16 protein-coding genes are annotated in these 17840 nt (G+C 58.8%); 11 read left to right on the forward strand and 5 right to left on the reverse strand.

Features of this window, described 5'->3' with window-relative positions:
* The 4 genes from atpA (at position 1) to GSUB_RS15600 (ending at position 4341) form a co-directional block, all read left to right on the forward strand.
* Complete coding sequence (gene atpA / locus GSUB_RS15585) at positions 1–1512, forward strand: F0F1 ATP synthase subunit alpha (protein WP_040201644.1); 1512 nt, start codon at positions 1–3, stop codon at positions 1510–1512.
* A gap of 23 nt (positions 1513–1535) precedes the next feature.
* Positions 1536–2402 (forward strand): ATP synthase F1 subunit gamma, encoded by an 867-nt coding sequence (gene atpG, locus GSUB_RS15590; protein ID WP_040201645.1) that lies wholly within the window; start codon positions 1536–1538, stop codon positions 2400–2402.
* A gap of 50 nt (positions 2403–2452) precedes the next feature.
* Positions 2453–3859: a F0F1 ATP synthase subunit beta gene (gene atpD, locus GSUB_RS15595; RefSeq protein WP_040201647.1), complete on the forward strand. Its 1407-nt coding sequence runs from the start codon at positions 2453–2455 to the stop codon at positions 3857–3859.
* A 68-nt stretch (positions 3860–3927) separates the two neighbouring features.
* The gene (locus GSUB_RS15600; RefSeq protein WP_040201650.1) at positions 3928–4341 is read left to right on the forward strand and encodes a F0F1 ATP synthase subunit epsilon; all 414 of its coding nucleotides are present in this window, start codon (positions 3928–3930) and stop codon (positions 4339–4341) included.
* Positions 4342–4444: 103 nt separating this feature from the next.
* Here GSUB_RS15600 and GSUB_RS15605 read toward each other — a convergent pair whose 3' ends face one another.
* The gene (locus GSUB_RS15605) at positions 4445–5173 is read right to left on the reverse strand and encodes a FadR/GntR family transcriptional regulator (protein WP_040201652.1); all 729 of its coding nucleotides are present in this window, start codon (positions 5171–5173) and stop codon (positions 4445–4447) included.
* Between the two features lie 74 nt (positions 5174–5247).
* Here GSUB_RS15605 and dinB point away from each other — a divergent pair, with 74 nt between their 5' ends.
* From dinB to GSUB_RS15620, 3 genes are all read left to right on the forward strand, one after another.
* Positions 5248–6456, forward strand: coding sequence for a DNA polymerase IV (gene dinB / locus GSUB_RS15610; RefSeq protein ID WP_084212161.1), 1209 nt, complete (start codon positions 5248–5250; stop codon positions 6454–6456).
* Positions 6457–6642: 186 nt separating this feature from the next.
* Positions 6643–7356, forward strand: a complete 714-nt coding sequence (locus tag GSUB_RS15615) for a GntR family transcriptional regulator (RefSeq protein ID WP_040201653.1) — start codon at positions 6643–6645, stop codon at positions 7354–7356.
* A 168-nt stretch (positions 7357–7524) separates the two neighbouring features.
* Positions 7525–8091, forward strand: coding sequence for a YfaZ family outer membrane protein (locus GSUB_RS15620; RefSeq protein ID WP_040201654.1), 567 nt, complete (start codon positions 7525–7527; stop codon positions 8089–8091).
* 207 nt (positions 8092–8298) lie between these two features.
* Here the strand turns inward: GSUB_RS15620 and GSUB_RS15625 are convergent, their stop codons facing one another.
* Genes GSUB_RS15625 through GSUB_RS15640 form a run of 4 tightly spaced genes read right to left on the reverse strand, consistent with a single transcriptional unit; the run spans position 8299 to position 11126 of the window.
* Positions 8299–9087, reverse strand: coding sequence for an ABC transporter permease (locus tag GSUB_RS15625; RefSeq protein ID WP_040201656.1), 789 nt, complete (start codon positions 9085–9087; stop codon positions 8299–8301).
* On the reverse strand, positions 9084–10019 hold the full coding sequence (locus GSUB_RS15630; protein WP_040201657.1) for an ABC transporter ATP-binding protein: 936 nt from the start codon (positions 10017–10019) through the stop codon (positions 9084–9086). The genes GSUB_RS15625 and GSUB_RS15630 overlap by 4 nt, the downstream gene beginning before the upstream one ends.
* The gene (tatC, locus tag GSUB_RS15635) at positions 10019–10804 is read right to left on the reverse strand and encodes a twin-arginine translocase subunit TatC (protein WP_040201659.1); all 786 of its coding nucleotides are present in this window, start codon (positions 10802–10804) and stop codon (positions 10019–10021) included. Before tatC ends, GSUB_RS15630 begins: the two co-directional genes overlap by 1 nt.
* On the reverse strand, positions 10791–11126 hold the full coding sequence (locus GSUB_RS15640) for a twin-arginine translocase TatA/TatE family subunit (RefSeq protein ID WP_235269852.1): 336 nt from the start codon (positions 11124–11126) through the stop codon (positions 10791–10793). The genes tatC and GSUB_RS15640 overlap by 14 nt, the downstream gene beginning before the upstream one ends.
* Positions 11127–11318: 192 nt before the next feature.
* Here GSUB_RS15640 and nadA point away from each other — a divergent pair, with 192 nt between their 5' ends.
* From nadA to GSUB_RS15660, 4 genes are all read left to right on the forward strand, one after another.
* A complete protein-coding gene (nadA, locus tag GSUB_RS15645) occupies positions 11319–12233 on the forward strand; it encodes a quinolinate synthase NadA (protein ID WP_040201662.1) in 915 nt (304 codons plus the stop codon).
* Positions 12234–12295: 62 nt separating this feature from the next.
* Positions 12296–15784: a transcription-repair coupling factor gene (gene mfd / locus GSUB_RS15650; protein ID WP_052465003.1), complete on the forward strand. Its 3489-nt coding sequence runs from the start codon at positions 12296–12298 to the stop codon at positions 15782–15784.
* Between the two features lie 59 nt (positions 15785–15843).
* The gene (locus tag GSUB_RS15655) at positions 15844–16776 is read left to right on the forward strand and encodes a peptidylprolyl isomerase (RefSeq protein WP_040201664.1); all 933 of its coding nucleotides are present in this window, start codon (positions 15844–15846) and stop codon (positions 16774–16776) included.
* A 73-nt stretch (positions 16777–16849) separates the two neighbouring features.
* The gene (locus GSUB_RS15660) at positions 16850–17830 is read left to right on the forward strand and encodes a SurA N-terminal domain-containing protein (RefSeq protein ID WP_040201665.1); all 981 of its coding nucleotides are present in this window, start codon (positions 16850–16852) and stop codon (positions 17828–17830) included.
* The last annotated feature ends 10 nt before the right edge of the window (positions 17831–17840 follow it).

Here is a 17840-nt window from a genome sequence, read left to right on the forward strand (position 1 = left end):
ATGCAAATCAAAGCGGAAGAAATCAGCGCGATCATCAAAAAGCAGATCAAGAATTTCGGCCGGGAGGTCGAGGTCAGCGAAACCGGTACGGTCATCACCATTGGTGACGGTATTGCCCGCATCCACGGTCTCGACAAGGCCATGGCCGGCGAGCTGCTCGAATTCCCCGGCGGTGTCATGGGCATGGTTCTCAACCTGGAAGAGGACAATGTCGGCGCCGCGATTTTTGGTGATTACGAGCACATCAAAGAAGGCTCGATCGTCAAGCGTACGGAAAAAATCGTGCAGGTTCCTGTCGGCGAGGCGCTGGTCGGCCGTGTAGTCAACGGTATCGGCATCCCTATCGACGGAAAAGGCGAGATCAAGACGGACGAGGCACGCCAGGTCGAAGTTAAAGCCCCCGGCATCGTTGCCCGAAAATCGGTTCATGAGCCGCTGCAGACCGGCCTTAAAGCGATCGACTCGATGGTTCCCATCGGCCGCGGTCAGCGCGAGCTGATCATTGGTGACCGCCAGACCGGCAAGACTGCCGTCGCCGTTGACGCCATCATCAACCAGAAGGGTCAGGACTGCATCTGTATTTATGTCGCCATCGGCCAGAAGCGCTCCACTGTGGCCCAGGTGGTCGACAAGCTCAAGCAGCACGGCGCCATGGACTACACCATTGTCGTTGCGGCAACGGCTTCCGAACCCGCCCCGCTGCAGTTTATCGCACCCTACACCGGCGTCACCATGGGCGAGTATTTTCGCGACAACGCCAAGCACGCGGTCATCATTTATGACGACCTTTCGAAGCAGGCCGTCGCCTATCGCCAGCTTTCTCTGCTGCTGCGTCGTCCGCCGGGACGCGAGGCTTTCCCCGGCGACGTTTTCTATCTTCACAGCCGCCTGCTCGAACGTGCCGCCAAGCTCAACGATGATCTGGGCGCCGGTTCCCTGACTGCGCTGCCGATCATTGAAACCCAGGCCGGTGACGTTTCGGCGTACATTCCGACCAACGTCATTTCGATCACCGACGGCCAGATCTTCCTTGAGACCGACCTGTTCTACTCCGGTGTGCGTCCCGCCATCAATGTCGGCCTCTCGGTTTCCCGTGTCGGCGGCTCGGCCCAGATCAAAGCCATGAAGCAGGTGGCCGGTACGCTGCGTCTCGCCCTGGCTCAGTACCGCGAGATGGCGGCGTTCGCCCAGTTCGGCTCTGACCTTGATGCTGCAACTCAGCGTCAGCTCAATCGCGGCGCGCGCCTGGTGGAAATCCTCAAGCAGGGCCAGTATCAGCCGCTGCCGGTCGAAAAACAGGTTCTGATCATCTATGCCGCCAACAATGGCTTTATTGACGAATACCCGGTCAACGAAATTCAGCGCTACGAAAGCGAACTTTACACTTTCATTGAATCGAAGCATGCGCAGCTGCTCGAGGATATCCGCGTCAAGAAGGCGTTGGACGATGAACTCGAGGGGCGCATCAAGTCGGCTCTGGATGAATTCAAGGGACAGTTCGTCGCTGCCTAGTCACGACGGGAAGGTCAGGATAAATGGCGAATCTAAAGGAAATCAAGAAACGAATCGGCACGGTCAAGAACACCCGCCAGATTACCAAGGCGATGAAAATGGTGTCCGCGGCCAAGCTGCGCCGAGCACAGGATGCGGTGGTGGCGGCACGCCCCTACGCGGACAAAATGTCCAACGTGCTTGCCAGCCTGGCCATGCGCGAGGATTCCGAGTCGCACCCGTTGCTGCTGCAGCGGGAAAAAAAACGGGCGCTCGTTGTCCTGATGACGGCGGATCGCGGTCTGTGCGGCGGTTTCAACGCAAATATCAGCAAGACAGCGGAACGCTTCATCCGCAAAAATGAGGAAGACTTCGAGCAGGTCGACCTGATGATTATCGGCCGCAAGGGCAATGAGTATCTCAAACGCCGCCCCGGCATGAACATTGTCAAGGTGCATGAAAACATCATGGGGTCGGTCTCCTACAGTACCGCTGCGCTGCTCGGCCAGGAGATTGTCAACCAATACCAGGAAGAAACATATGATGTCGTCTACCTGGCCTATAACGCGTTTCGCAGCGCCATCAGCCAGGAGCCGACACTCACCCAGGTTCTTCCGGTGGTGCCCCGCGAAACCGTCGGCGAAGAAACGGTGACCGATTATCTATACGAGCCCCACCGCAGCGAAGTTCTTGAACAGCTTCTACCCAAGAACGTGGAGGTTCAGATCTTCCGCGCCCTGCTCGAGTCAGTGGCTTCGGAACATGGAGCCCGCATGAGCGCCATGGACAGTGCCAGCAAGAATGCCTCCGAGATGATCGGCCGGCTGACTCTGCAATATAACCGGGCCCGCCAGGCAGCCATCACCAAAGAATTGATGGAAATCATCTCTGGCGCCGAGTCTATCAAGTAAACGGAATACCCCTTCACCGCCGCGGTGAAATAAAGGAGGAACGGTTCATCATGAATAAAGGGAAAATCATCCAGGTCATCGGTCCCGTCGTCGACGTGGAATTCGAGCCCGGCAAGCTGCCTGAAATCTATCACGCTCTCAAGGTTTCCAACCCCTCCATCTCCAACGAGGAGTGGAACCTGGTCATCGAAGTCGCTCAGCATCTCGGCGAAAACACCGTGCGCGCTATCGCCATGGACTCCACAGAAGGTCTGGTACGCGGCCAGGAGGTCCTTGACACCGGCAAGCAAATCGTCATGCCAGTCGGCCGTAAATGCCTCGGACGCATCCTCAATGTCGTCGGCGAACCGGTCGATGAGGCAGGTCCGGTTGGTGCTGAGACTGAATGGGAAATCCATCGCCCCGCGCCTGACTTTGTCAGCCAATCGACGACCGTTGAAGCCTTTGAAACTGGAATCAAAGTCGTTGATCTGCTCGCGCCTTACTCCCGTGGCGGTAAAATCGGCCTTTTCGGCGGCGCCGGCGTCGGCAAAACCGTTCTGATTATGGAATTGATCCATAACATCGCCAAGCAGCACGGCGGCTTCTCCGTGTTTGCCGGGGTCGGTGAGCGGACTCGCGAAGGCAACGACCTGTGGCACGAGATGAAAGACTCCGGTGTTCTCGACAAAGCGGCCCTGATTTACGGGCAGATGAACGAGCCACCCGGGGCACGTGCCCGCGTCGCCATTTCCGCCCTGACTGTTGCGGAATATTTCCGTGACGAAGAAAACCAGGACGTGCTGCTGTTCGTTGACAATATCTTCCGTTTTACCCAGGCGGGTTCGGAAGTTTCCGCGCTGCTCGGGCGCATTCCCTCTGCGGTCGGTTATCAGCCCACGTTGGCCACAGAGATGGGTGAGCTGCAGGAGCGGATCACCACCACCGACAAGGGTTCGATTACCTCGGTGCAAGCCATTTATGTTCCTGCAGACGACTTGACCGACCCCGCCCCGGCAACTGCCTTTGCCCACTTGGACGCCACTACGGTTCTTTCGCGCCAGATTGCTGAGCTCGGCATCTATCCGGCTGTCGACCCGCTGGACTCCACCAGCCGGATTCTCGATCCCCAGGTGGTGGGCGAAGAGCACTACAAGATTGCACGCGATGTCCAGATCATTCTGCAGCGCTACAAGGATCTGCAGGATATCATCGCTATTCTCGGGATGGACGAACTGTCCGAGGATGACAAGTTGATTGTTGCCCGCGCCCGCAAAATTCAGCGCTTCCTGTCCCAGCCTTTCCATGTCGCTGAAATCTTTACCGGGTCACCCGGCAAGTACGTGGAACTCAAGGACACCATTCGCGGCTTCCAGGAGATCGTCGAAGGCAAGCACGACAACCTGCCGGAGCAGGCCTTCTACCTGGTCGGTACCATCGAGGAAGCGATCGAAAAGGCCAAGAAGCTGGCCGCGTAACATCCAGATAATGAAGCAGGTGGGGAGTATTTATTCTCCCCACCCCTTCCGGAAAAGGGCATTCGCTCATGGCAGAGAAGTTGAAAATCGACCTGGTCACCCCTTACCGCCGCGTGCTTTCGGAGGAAGTGGATGAAATCACTGCTCCCGGTCTGGTGGGTGAATTCGGGATCCTTCCCTCTCATACCCCGTTGCTGACCACCCTGCGCATCGGTGAACTCAGCTACCGCAAAGGCGGCGAAACCTTTCACATTGCGGTCAACTGGGGGTATGTCGAGGTAGAAAACGACCATGTCACGATTCTGGTCGAAACCGCAGAACCCTCGGACGAAATTGACCTGGAGCGGGCCAAGCAGGCTCTCGGCCGCGCCGAAGAAGCATTGAAAAAGCTCTCGCCCGAAGACAAGGAATTCGCCATCATGAAAGCCGCATTGGATCGGGCCCTGGTCCGTATTCAAGTAGCAGGCCGCGGCGGCCGCTGATTTTTCACTTTACGGCTCCATCCGTATTCCTCCTCATACAAAAAAGGCAGCCTCTCACAGGGCTGCCTTTTTTGTATGTTTTCAAAGTTTCTGTCTTCGGATTTCAATCAACGGCCTGCTCAGTGAGCAGTTGCGACATTTTTCCCTCGACAAGGGAAAGGTGGTCCTGCATGGCCTGGCGAGCCTGCTCGGGTTGTCCATCGGCAATGGCCTGGTAAATGGCCCGATGCTGCTCGAGCAGCAATTCCACCATCCCCTCTTTGCGGTAGAATTCCGTCAACGCCACCTGGACCGTTTTATGAAAGAGTGAATGAATGGTGTTGAGCACATGCATCTGCAGGGTATTGTGAGTGGCTGCAGTAATGGCATAATGAAATCGTGAATCAACTTCGGCATCCCATCCGCCACGGGCCGCCTGAGTTTTCATTATAGAAAGGAGCTCCCCCAACCTTTCTACCTCAACGGAGGTGGCGCGCTTGGCGGCAAGGTAGGACGCCCAGGTCTCGAGTCCCATCCGGACTTCGACAAGGGCATGGAGCATCGCCGGATTTTCTTCGACCATCGTGGTCAGCGGATCGCTGAGAGCTCCGGCGGTCAAGGAGCGTACATAGGTCCCACCTCCCTGGCGCGCTTCGAGAAGGCCCATGGCATCAAGAACCATGATGGCCTCACGCACGGAAGGTCGACTGACCCCAAGCATCTGTGCAAGTTCCCGCTCAGAGGGGATGCGGTCGCCGGGTTTGAGATCACCGGAGGTGATCAGATTCTTGATTTGTGAGACAATCTCTTCGGAAATCTTTTTGGGCCGAATCGGCTTGAATACATTGGTCATGCCATAACCCCGTCTGGCTTGGTGGTAAGACCACACTTTACCAACAAAACGATGAGAAGATCAATCAATTCCATATGCCGGAGACCAACTCTTTCACAGCCATGAGACCCGCACAGGATCGGTGCATACTGCATCTGGATATGGACGCTTTCTACGCCTCGGTCGAGCAGCATGATCAACCTCATCTGCGCGGCAAGCCGGTGATCGTTGGGGGGAACCGTCGACGTGGGGTGGTATGTGCGGCTTCTTATGAGGCGCGCGCGTTCGGGGTTCATTCGGCCATGCCGATGGCTCAAGCGGTTCAACTCTGTCCCAAGGCGGAGGTCCTGCCGGTGCGCATGGAACGCTACCGCCAGGCCAGTCGGATCGTATTTGCTATTTTTGCACAATTCACCGACCAGATCGAACCCCTGTCGGTCGATGAAGCCTTTCTCGACGTCACCGGCAGCAGGGCGCTGTTTGGCAGTGGGGTCGAAATCGCACAACAGATCCGCCACCGGGTTCGGGTTGAGACCGGGTTGGCCGTCAGTGCCGGGATCGCCCCCAATAAATTCCTGGCCAAACTGGCTTCAGAGGCAGCTAAACCCGATGGCCTGAAAGAGATTACCACCGCGCAGGCCGATGACTTCCTGCTGTCTCTGCCCGTTTCTGCGCTTTGGGGCGTCGGCCGCACGTCAGAAGAGAAGCTTGCTACTTACGGAATCTCCACTGTCGCCGGCTTGAGAACGCTCTCCCTTGAGGCGCTCAGGAAACATTTCGGCAAGAACGGAGCGCGTCTCTATGAACTGTGCCGCGGGATCGATTCCCGCCCCGTCCGGAGTGACGAAGAGATTAAATCGGTCGGACATGAAGACACGTTTGAATTCGATCTGTTCGACCCGGATGAGATCCGCCGGCAGCTTTTGTCCTTGAGCGAAAGGGTCGCTTCCCGTCTGCGCCGCAAAGAGTTACAGGGGAGTCGGGTGACGCTCAAGGTGAAATATGCAGATTTCACGACAATCACAAAATCAAAAACACTGGACATGGGGATCAGCAACGGAAGCGCCATATTTCGAGAGGCGACGGAATTAATAGGAAAAACGGACTGCAGCAGACCAATCCGTTTACTCGGGATTACCCTCTCAACTCTCGAACCCCTGGGAAGTGGCCAGAGCGACCTTTTCGGGGACAAAAACCGGGAGCGCCTTGGCCGCCTCGACCAGGCGGTCGACAGACTTCAGCGGAAATACGGTGCAAACGGCGTGCTCAAGGGCTCCCTGCTCAAGGACGATTCCACCCGCTGAACGACGGTCTCATCTCTGTCCGTGAACCTGCCTCTCAAACATTGATGGCTAAGCCATCTTCTGAATTTTTGCGAGTGCGTCAACATTGGAAGGATATAAATCTTTTTTCACCTCTCTCCGGGAAAAGCCTTGACAGAAATTGTATACTGTATACAATTTGGCAAGTCCAATGTGGGGAGAACACAGGTGAAAAAAAAACCGATCGAGCGACACCAGACCCTGCGGGAGAAAATTCTTGAAACGATTCGCGATGCTATCCTGTGCGGCGTCCTGAAGCCTGGTGAAAAAGTGGCCGAGCCAGAACTGGCGGAGCGTTTCGGCATCAGTCGCACGCCCATCAGGGAAGCCTTCCGGCAGTTGGAATCCGAGGGGTACCTGACCGTCATTCCCCGCAGGGGGGCGGTAGTGACCGCGCTTTCGGAGCGTGATGTCAAGGAGTTTTATGCCATCAAGGCAATCCTTGAAGGCTACGCTGCGCGAATGGCGGCCAAAAATCTGTCGGACAGAGACATCGATCGGCTGGAATCAATCAACGATAAGCTGCAGCAGCTCGCCAACGAAGGGGACGTCAAGACCTTCTACCGGGTGCACAATGAATTCCACGAACTGTTCATCCGTGCCGCCGGCAATGAAAAACTTGCGGAACTGATCAATCAGCTGGTCATGAAATTCAACCGTCCCCGCCTGGCCAGCCTATCACTGCCCGGCCGCATGCAGATCTCGGTGGATGAGCACCGCAAAATCATCGAGGCCTTCAAGCGACGCAATCCGGATGAGGCCGACAACCTGGTCCGCAAAACGGCCAGTATCGGCGGACAGCTCCTGATCCAGAGCATGGCCCGGGAAGAAGGGCGCGAACCCACCGAAAAATCAGTCCTCGACCAGATGGTCGACATCTGACCTTCGTCCCGTCAACCCGCCTCTCACCGGCGGGTTTTTTATTTCCAGTCATGGCGATCAGTTTGTCTTCCTAAGGAGTGCTGCATTTTCCATTGAATTACGCTTCACCTTGCCCCGCGGGTGAGATTATGTCATAGTCTATGACAATTTTCACCAAGGAGAAATGCTATGCGGTTCATTGTTTTACTCACCACCTGCCTGTGCCTTTCAGCTTCGCTTGCAGCGGCAGACAGCATCGATCTGGGCTTCAACGACGACAGCTTCCAGCTCGGCTATGCCCACGGCCTGGTCCGCGATGAATACGGCGCCACCTCGGTCAATGCCCGCTTTCTCTACAACGACGAGGAAGAAACCTTCCTGGGTAGCCTCGGCCTTGACTTCACCGGCGAGCCGGGCAACATCCCCGGCCTCGAGCTGGGCGTCGGCGGCAAGCTCTACGGCGGCAACACCAACGACAACATTGATTTTCTCAATCTGGGCGTCGGCGCCCGAGCCACCTATGCCCCGCCGCGCCTTGGCGGCCTTGGCGTGGACGGGCGCTTCGTCTACGCTCCTAAAATTTTCTCTTTCCTTGACTCCGACCGCCTGACGGAAAGTGAGGTCCGCCTGACCTACGCCGCCGTACCTCGCGTCAAGGTCTATGTCGGCTACCAGAATGTGCGGCTCAAGCCGGACGACGGCAGCACCCGTACCATTGATGAAAGCATTCGGATCGGATTTATCGGTTATTTCTGAATCGTCTGCCTGGAGGTGTTGAGATGCGTCTTCCCTCGGTTTTAATTGTTCTGACGGCGGCCCTTTTGCAGGCGGGCTGCCCTCCACTCCCGCAAGCTGCGCCGGAATCCGGCCAACCTGCCGATCCGGAAGCAAGTCTCTACGGCTGCTCTGCTGAGTAGAAAAGTACGGTGAAGGACCGGAGGGACAAAGGGTGCGAGGGAGGTTTCAGTTGCGCAGCTTGTAGCCGCGCCCGATCAGCCAGGCAGCCCAGCCGAACAGAACGACCGCCATGGCCACGGCCGCACCGAAAGCTGTCCCGAAAGCGATATCGCCTTCTCCCAGCAGGGCATAACGGAACCCTTCGATCAGGTAGAACAGCGGGTTGAGACGGGAAAGCCCCTCCCAGGGAGCCGGCAGAATCGAAATCGGGTAGAACACGCCGCCCAGATAGATCAACGGCAGGATCAGGAAGTTGTTGAACATGGAGAGGGCGTCGAAAGTGTTGGCGTAAAGCGCGGCGATGATGCCGAACTGGGCAAACAGGAAGCTCGCCAGCAGCGCCATGGCTATCGCCCCGACCGGATTGATCCAGGGCAGCGGCACAAAGAAGATCGATATGCCCCATACGGCAACCCCCACCAGCAGACCGCGCAGCATGGACGCAAGGGTATAGGCGAAGATAAACTGGGTGGCGGTGATCGGTGTCACCAGCAGATCAAGGATGTTACCGATATAGCGCGCCACAAACAGCGACGAGGACGCGTTGGCAAAAGAGTTGTTGATCACCCCCATCAGGATCAGCCCCGGCACCACGAACTGCGCATAGCTGAACCCCTCCACCACCGCGATGCGCTCTCCCAGCGTGGCGCCGAACACGAACAGGTACAACGAGGCGGTAATGATCGGCGTCAGCAGGGTCTGCGCCGACACCTTGCAGAAACGCCACACCTCGCGCCGCAGCAGGGTCCAGAAAGGCCGCCAGGAATTCCACGCGGGCGCCTGCTCTTCACTCATGCCTTCACCTCGCGCCCGCCGCGTTCCATTCCAGTCAATTCGATGAAAATCTCCTCCAGGCCGGCACGGCGTACTTCCAGATCGACAATCGGCAGATTGAGCCGATGCAACTTGGCCAGCAACTCGATAACAGTCATGTCCTTCGGCAGGGGGATGCTCAGGACAGCATGCTCAGGGCGGCACTCGGCGCCAAGGCGGGTCAGCTCGGCCGGCATCGTGTCGAGGGGGCGCTGCAGATGCAGCACCACCGTGCGTCCATCGAGGCACGCCAGCAGGTCCGAGGTGCGCTCCAGCGCCACCAGCCGGCCGTGGTTCATAATGGCGAGGCGCGCGCACATCGCTTCGGCTTCTTCCAGGTAATGGGTGGTGAGTAGCACGGTGGTTCCGTCGCGATTTATTTCTCGCACGAAGTCCCACAGGGTACGCCGCAGCTCGACATCGACACCGGCGGTCGGCTCATCGAGAATCAGCAGCCGCGGACGATGGATCAGAGCCTTAGCCACCATGAAGCGCCGCTTGAGCCCGCCCGAGAGCTTCATCATCGGCTTTCCCAGGTGGGGACCAAGCCCCAGCCGTTCGATCAGCAGGTTTCGCCAGGCAGGGTCATCGGCGACCCCGTAATAACCGGAATGAAACTGAAGCGCCTGGCCGATGGTAAAAAAATTGTCGGTTACGATCTCCTGATGCATGACCCCGGTCAGGCGCCGGGTGGTACGGTAATCGCTGCGGGTGTCGTGACCGAACACCTCGATGTGTCCGGCACTCGGCCGGGTAACGCCCGCCACCATATTGATGGTCGTGCTTTTACCGGCGCCATTGGGGCCAAGCAGCCCGAAAATCTCTCCGGGCGCGATGCGAAATGACAGATCGCGCACCACCTCGACGCCGTCGAAGGATTTATGCAGCCCTTTGATTTCAAGTGCGTCTGGCATCAAGCGTCTGCCTGGCCGTCTTCTTCGGCCGCCTCCTCATCTTCCTCGCGCCGCTTCTTGCCTGTGAAGCGAACGATCCACACGCTGGCCTCGTACAAAATCACAAACGGCACCGCCAGCGCCGTCTGGGAAAAAATATCCGGCGGAGTCAGCATCGCCCCCAGGGCAAACGCCACCAGCAGCGCATACTTGCGGTTGCGGTGCAGCCAGTGATGGTCGACAACGCCCATGCGGCCGAGAAAAAACATCAGGATCGGCAGTTCGAAAACCAGGCCGAAGGCCAGCAGCAGCTTGGCGGAGATGCTCAGGTAGGCGCCCATGGAGAGCATCGCCTCCACATCGCCGCCAAGGCCGAATTCAATGAGAAACTTGAAGATCTGCGGAAAAACCAGGAAAAAACCGAAATAGGTGCCGGCGGCGAAACATAGGAAACTTGCCCCCACAAAGGGCACCGCAAAGCGTTTCTCATGGGAATAAAGACCGGGCGCGACAAACGCCCAGATCTGCCACAGGATAATCGGCAGCGCCACCAGCAGGCCGGCCAGGGCCGCAACTTTGAGATAGGTGAAAAACGGCTCGGTGGCCGTGATAAAGACCAGCTTGTGCCCCTCGGGAAGCGCCTGACGCACCGGGTCGGCGATAAAGCCGAAGAGCTTTTCGGCAAAAGCGTAACTGCCCAGAAAACACACCAGCCAGGCGCCGGCAGAGATCATCAGACGCTTGCGCAGTTCCTCAAGATGAGCCGTAAACGGCAGGTCTTCCCCGATGGACTCACTGTTTGCCATCACGAACCTCCCGGCCGGCATCTTCGCCGGCGGCCTGTTCTGCAGCGGCAACCTGCTCTTCTTCCGATTTAGAAGCAAAAGACTCTTCAGGTGCGGCTCCCTTCCCCTCGGCTTGCGCGCCCGGAACCTTTATTTTGCCTTCGCGCTGCAGGCGCTCGCGGGTTTCAGCTACCTGGGACTCGGTATTGATGGTGTTCTTGAGGTCCTCCGTGGCACGCTTGAACTCAGCCATTCCACGCCCCAGGGCTTTGGCCACATCGGGCAGTTTCTTGGGACCGATTACGATAAGCGCCAGACCGAGAATAAGCAGTAATTCCGGCATACCGATTCCGAACATAGGGTGAGAACCTCTCGCGTGTCAGGGGGGAAACCCAATAGGAAGATGTCGAAAAAAGACGAGAATAGCGCTAACGGCGCCGAACTGTCAAGCCGGAAAGGGCAGATAAAGGTTTGACATATCAAGGGTTTTACTCTAGTATACCGCATCTATTTCCTTCACACGGAAGGCGTGCTTATGAACCAGGAAGAAATCAAACAGGAAATCAAGCGTCTTGCGCGCGAGCGCAACGCCCTGATTCTGGCCCATAACTATCAACGTGACGAAGTGCAGGAGATCGCCGACACCACCGGCGACTCGCTCGGTCTGTCCATGGAAGCGGCGCGCACCGACCGCGAAGTGATCGTTTTCTGCGGCGTGCATTTCATGGCCGAAAGCGCAGCGATCCTCGCGCCCGACAAGATCGTGCTGCTTCCCCGCGCCGATGCCGGTTGCCCGATGGCGGACATGGTGACCGCCGAAGGGCTCAAGGATCTTAAAGCGAAGCATCCTGAAGCGGTCGTGGTCACCTACGTCAACTCCAGTGCCGCCGTCAAAGCCGAGAGCGACATCTGCTGCACCAGCTCCAACGCCGTCAACGTGGCACGCTCCATCGACGCCGACGAACTGCTGCTGGTGCCCGACCGCAACCTCGGCCGCTACATTGCCAAGCACATCGACAAGAAGTGCCATTTCTGGGAAGGCTACTGTCCGACCCACGATCGACTCAAGGTAGAGGAGGTCAAGCGCGCCCTGGAGGAAAACCCAGACGCGGTCTTCATGGCTCACCCCGAGTGCACCCCTGAGATCCTTGCGCTGGCCCACCATATCTGCTCGACCAGCGGCATGTATGAATATGCGCGCACCAATCCGGCTAAAAATTTCATCGTCGGCACCGAGATGGGCATTCTCTACCGCCTGCGCAAGGAAAATCCCGACAAGGAATTCATCCTGCCCAGCGTCAGCCTCATCTGCCCCAACATGAAACTGACTTCACTGGAAGACATCCTGCACAGTCTGCAGAATATGAGTCCCGAAATTACCGTCGAGCCCGATATCCGAGCACGGGCCAAGCAGGCTCTCGACCGCATGCTCGCTGTGCCGCGCGACTGAAACACAACCCAACGCGACAACTTTCCAGGGGCGTGCCACGGCACGCCCTTACTTGTTTGGACATGGATTCAGCCAACGAAACCGCCCATATCTCTCACGCCACCAGTCGCTCTCTGCTGCAACAGGTGCGCGAAGGCGCGCGGCGTATAGAAATCCAGGGGCTGACCGGCTCCTGCGATGCCTTTCTGCTGGCCGCACTGCTGCGCGAAACCACCGAACCCCTCTACATCCTCACGCCAGACGAGAGCAGCGCCGAGCGACTGGCCGGCGATCTTGCCTTTTACTGGGAACAGCCCGAGCAGATCTGTCTCTTTCCGCAGTGGGAAGTCACCCCTTTTGAACCCCTCTCCCCCCATCCCGAAGTGGAAGCACGCCGCATCGCCACCCTGGCCGCCATGCTCGACGGCAGCGCCCGGGCGGTGATTCTGCCGGTCCGCGCCGCCATGCAGCGCGTGATCCCACGTACTATCCTCCAAGATCTGAGCCTGAGTCTGAAGGTTGAGGATGAATACGAGCGCTCCCCCCTTCTGCACCGCCTGCACGAGCTGGGCTACCAATCGGTGCCGCTGGTGGAAGATCGCGGCACTTTCGCTGTACGGGGCGATATCATCGACGTCTTCCCGCCGACCCATGACATGCCCTTGCGGCTGGAATTTTTCGGCGATTTCATCGAGCGCATCCGCCCCTTCGATCCCGCCGACCAGCGCTCGCGCGAGGAAGAGATCAAAGAATTCACCCTGCTGCCGGCACGGGAGATGGTTCTGGCTGGCTCGCACTGGGACCGGTTCACGCGCCGCTTCAAGGAGCGCTGCGATGCCCTCGACCTGCCGCGTCCCCAACGGGAACAACGCCTCGAGGCGCTGCGCGAAGGGCTTCTGGCCCCGGGGAGCCACTTTCTGCTGCCCCTCAACTACGAAGGGCTCGACACTTTTTTCGATTACGCCGGCACCGGGCGCTGGACGATCGTTGAACCGGCCCGCCTTGAACAGGAGTCCGACAGCTTCGCCGCCGAAACACTCAACGGTGAACAGCGGGCGATCGACAAGGGAGAGCCTTACGGCAGCTGCCGGGAACTCTACCTGTCCAGCAGTGAACTGGAAGCGCATCTTTCCCGGGCACCGTCTCGCCTCGACCTGGTGGCGCTGCAGGTCTATCGACTCGAGGACGAGCGCCCCAGCCTTCATTTCGACGTCCAGGGCAATGGCGATCTGCGCGCCGCCCTCAAAGCCGAAGGGGGCACCCTGCCGCCGCTGGTGGAGAGGTTGCGCCAGTGGCGTAATGAGGGCTGGCGCGTCCTGCTGGTCTGTCACCAGCGCGGCCAGGCCGAACGACTGCAGGATCTTCTCGAACCGCACGGCGCATCACCACCTTTTGATCCGGATGCGCGTTTCGGCGAGGCACGCAAGGGGCAGGCGCTGCTGGTGCTTGGGGACCTGTCCGCCGGCTTCCGCCTGCCGGATGAGCGCCTGGCCGTCATTACCGAGGAGGATATCTTCGGAGTCCGGACGCGCCGCCGGGGCCGGGCCGGGGCCAAGGCGCGGGCCATGCTCTCCTCGCTGGCCGAAATCAAGGAAGGCGACTTCATCGTGCACACCGACCACGGCGTCGGCATCTATCGCGGCCTGCGCCATCTTGCCCTGGGAGATGTCGAGGGCGATTTCATGCACCTTGAATATGCCGGCGGCGACAAGCTTTACCTGCCGGTGGATCGCATCGAAAAGGTGCAAAAGTATGTCGCCAGTGAAGGGCACGCGCCGCGTCTCGACAAAATGGGCGGCCAGGGGTGGGAAAAAGCCAAGCTGCGGGCGCGCGCCGCCGCCGAGGAACTGGCGCGGGAGCTGCTCAAGATCTACGCTCAGCGCGAGATGGCCAGCGCTTTCTCCTTCTCGCCGCCGGATCGCATGTATCGCGAATTCGAGGCGGCCTTCCCCTACGAGGAGACCCCCGACCAGGCCCAGGCCATCGAAGAAGTGCTGGCCGACATGCAGAATGAACGCCCCATGGATCGCATCGTGTGCGGCGATGTCGGCTATGGCAAAACCGAGGTCGCCATCCGCGCTGCCTTCAAAGCGGTGGAGGACGGCAAGCAGGCAGCGGTGCTGGTTCCCACAACGGTGCTGGCGCGCCAGCACTGGCAGACCTTTCGCGAACGTTTCTCCGATGCAGCCGTCACTGTTGAAATGGTCTCGCGCCTGCGCACCTCAGCCGACATCAAAAAAACCCTCGAGCGCGCCGCCGAAGGGAAGGTCGATATCCTGATCGGCACCCACCGCCTGCTGCAGCGCGATGTGCGCTTCAAGGATCTGGGTCTGCTCATTGTCGATGAGGAGCAGCGCTTCGGCGTCAGTCACAAGGAAAAACTCAAGAAGATGCGCGCCGCGGTCGACGTGCTGACCCTCACCGCCACCCCCATTCCGCGCACGCTGCACATGAGCCTCGCCGGTTTGCGCGACCTGTCTGTTATCGATACCGCGCCGGTGGACCGGCTGGCGGTGCGTACCTATGTCACCAAGTTCGACGATGATGTGATCGCCGAGGCGATCCGGCGCGAGCTGAGGCGTGGCGGCCAGGTCTTCTTCGTCCACAACCGGGTGCAGTCCATCAACGCCATGGCCGAATTCGTGCAGACCCTGGTCCCCGAAGCGCGGGTGGCGGTCGGACACGGGCAGATGGGGGAAAAACAGCTCGAACAGGTGATGCTCGACTTCATCGAAGGGCGCGCCAATGTGCTGGTGTGCAGCACCATCATCGAAAACGGCATCGACATCGCGCGGGCCAACACCATCATCATCAACCGTGCGGACTGCTTCGGGCTGGCGCAACTCTACCAGCTGCGCGGCCGGGTCGGACGTTCCAAGGTGCGCGCCTACGCCTACCTGCTCATCCCCGGCGAAGCCACCCTCACCCGCGAAGCCCGCGAGCGGCTGAAGGTCCTGCAGGACCTCTCCGACCTGGGGTCAGGCTTCCGTATCGCCAGCCACGACCTGGAGCTGCGTGGTGCAGGCGATCTGCTTGGCGGCAACCAATCCGGCCAGATCGCCGCCATCGGCTTCGAGATGTACAGCGACCTGCTGGAGGAAACCATCGCCGAACTCAAGGGGCTCGAGCGCGAACAGAAGATCGATCCGGAGATCAAACTGGGGCTGTCAGCTTTCCTGCCCGAAAAATACATGCCCGATCCCAACCAGCGTCTGGTATTCTATAAAAAACTGGCGGCCGCCGATGACGAACAGACCCTGTATGAGGTGGTCGATGAACTGCGCGACCGCTACGGGGAGCTGCCGGAGCCGGCCCAGGTGCTGCACGAGCAGATGAAACTGCGCGTGTTGATGAAACAGCTCAAAATCGAGCTGGCCGAATTTACCGGGCGACGCCTTATTTTTTCTTTTCATGCCGAAACTCCGGTCCCGCCGGAGAAGATCCTGGCAAGGCTCGATGACCCTGAACGCTACAGCTTCACTCCCGATTACCGGCTCAGCATCAACCTCGGCCGCATGTCGCGCGAGGATGTGCTGCAGGCGGCAAAAAAAGAATTGAAAGCATTTCTTTAGCTATGATAGTTTTTTTTCCAAGGCCTATGGACAGGGCAGTTTTTCATCGAAAATCCCGCATGTTTCGTTCGCTGCTTCAGATGTCGGCGCTGGTTGTGCTGATTGTGGCGAGCGGCCTGGCCGGATGCCGCAACCAGCCCGAATCATCCTCTCCGGTGCTGCTGCGAATCGACGACCGGGCTATGACGCTGGACGAATTCAATCATCGTTTCGCCCGCACACTCCCCCTGGATCACACCCTCGCCCAAAATGAAAAAGATGAGCTGCGGCGCTCCTTCCTGCGTCAGGTCATCGACCGGGAGTTGGCCCTGGCCGAAGCGCAACGCCGTGGAATCCGTGTCGAAGAGGCTGAGGTCGAAGCCGCCCTTGCCGAAATGCGCCGGGACTACCCCGACGGCAATTTCGACAGCATGCTTTCGCGCCGAAACCTCTCCCTTGAGGGGATCCGGGAGGATCTGGCGGAACAGCTGAAAATCGACAAGGTCCTCGAGCGGGAAGTGCATCTCAAAATCAAGGTCGAGGAACAGGAAATCGCCGATTATTATGCCACTCACCGCGATGAGTTCGTACGCCCTCTGCGTGTGCGGGCGCGCCAGATTCTGGTGGACAATGAGGAGCAGGGCGAAGAGATTCTCGCGCGCCTTCGCGACGGCGCCTCCTTTATCGAAATGGCGCAGCGCTTCTCCCTCTCCCCCGATGGGGACCAGGGGGGAGATCTCGGATTTTTTCCGCAGGGGGAAATGCCGAGCTCATTCGATGAAGTTGTGTTCGATTTGCCGCCGGGAGAACTGAGCCCGCTGATCAGCAGTGAATACGGCTATCATATTTTCCGCGTCGAGGAAGTGCGCCCCGCCCAGAATCTGACCCTGGAGCAGGCCGAGGAAGAAATTCGTGCACGCCTGCACCGCCAGAAGGAAGCAGCAGCCCGGCGCGCCTGGCTTCTTGAACTGGGGGCCCGCTCGGAGCTGGAGGTCAACTGGCCGCTGCTCTAATTTTCCCAGTCCTGTGCCTGTTGCTTTCTCCTCGAGCCAGGCCGACTTATCACCCGATAATGGATAATTCCGTATGACTTTTATGACACGCAACATGACGATATACTTTTTCTGGACGACCGTACTTATTTTTCTCACCGCCATGTGCGGCCAGGCCGAGGTCCTCAACAAGGTCGCGGCAGTGGTCAACAAGGACATTATCACCACCTACGAACTTGAACGCGAGGTTGCATCGGTTCTTGCGGGAGAGTCCGCCGCCGGACGCCCCTCGCCGGCGGATAACGATGCGTTGCGACAACAGGTTCTGGAGCAGCTGATCGAGCAGAAACTGGTCAACCAGCGGGTTCGCGAGCTGGGGCTGGAAGTCAGTGAAGCCGAGGTGGAAGAGGCGATCGATGATGTCGTCAGACAGAACAACATCAGCCGCGATCAGCTGCGACAGGCTTTGACCGCACAGAACCTGAGCTATAACGATTACCGGGAAAAACTGCGCCAGCAGATCCTGCGCTTCAAGCTCATCGGCCGCGAAGTTCAGAGTAAGGTCGAAGTTTCAGAGCGCGAGGTTCGCGATTATTTCCGTGAGAATATCGACAGCTTTCGCGGCGATCCCAACGTGAGCCTGTCCTACCTGCAATTTGCCATCCCCCGCGACTCCCTGATCGGCAATACCCAGGTGGAGGAGATCCGCGAACGCGCCCGGGAGGCTCTTGCCCTTCTGCGCCAGGGAGAGGATTTCTACTCGACGATTTTCGTCTACAGCACCGATGACAATGTCGACGGCGGGGATCTGGGCACCTTTACCCGGGAAGAACTGCGCCCCTCCTTCGCGCGCGCCATCGAAGGGCTGGAAGAGGGCGAAGTGACCGATCTGATCGAAACACCGGAAGGGCTTTTCATTCTCAGGGTGGAAGAGCGTCATCCCGGGCCGATCCGCCGCTTCGACACGGTGAAGGGCGAAATTCGCGAGCAGCTGTTGTCGCAGGAACGCGAACAACGCTTTCAGGAGTGGTTCCGCACCCTGAAGGAGAGCGCTCACATCGAGATCCGCATCTGACCCTCTTCAT

This window comes from Geoalkalibacter subterraneus (assembly GCF_000827125.1).
Lineage (GTDB): Bacteria > Desulfobacterota > Desulfuromonadia > Desulfuromonadales > Geoalkalibacteraceae > Geoalkalibacter_A > Geoalkalibacter_A subterraneus.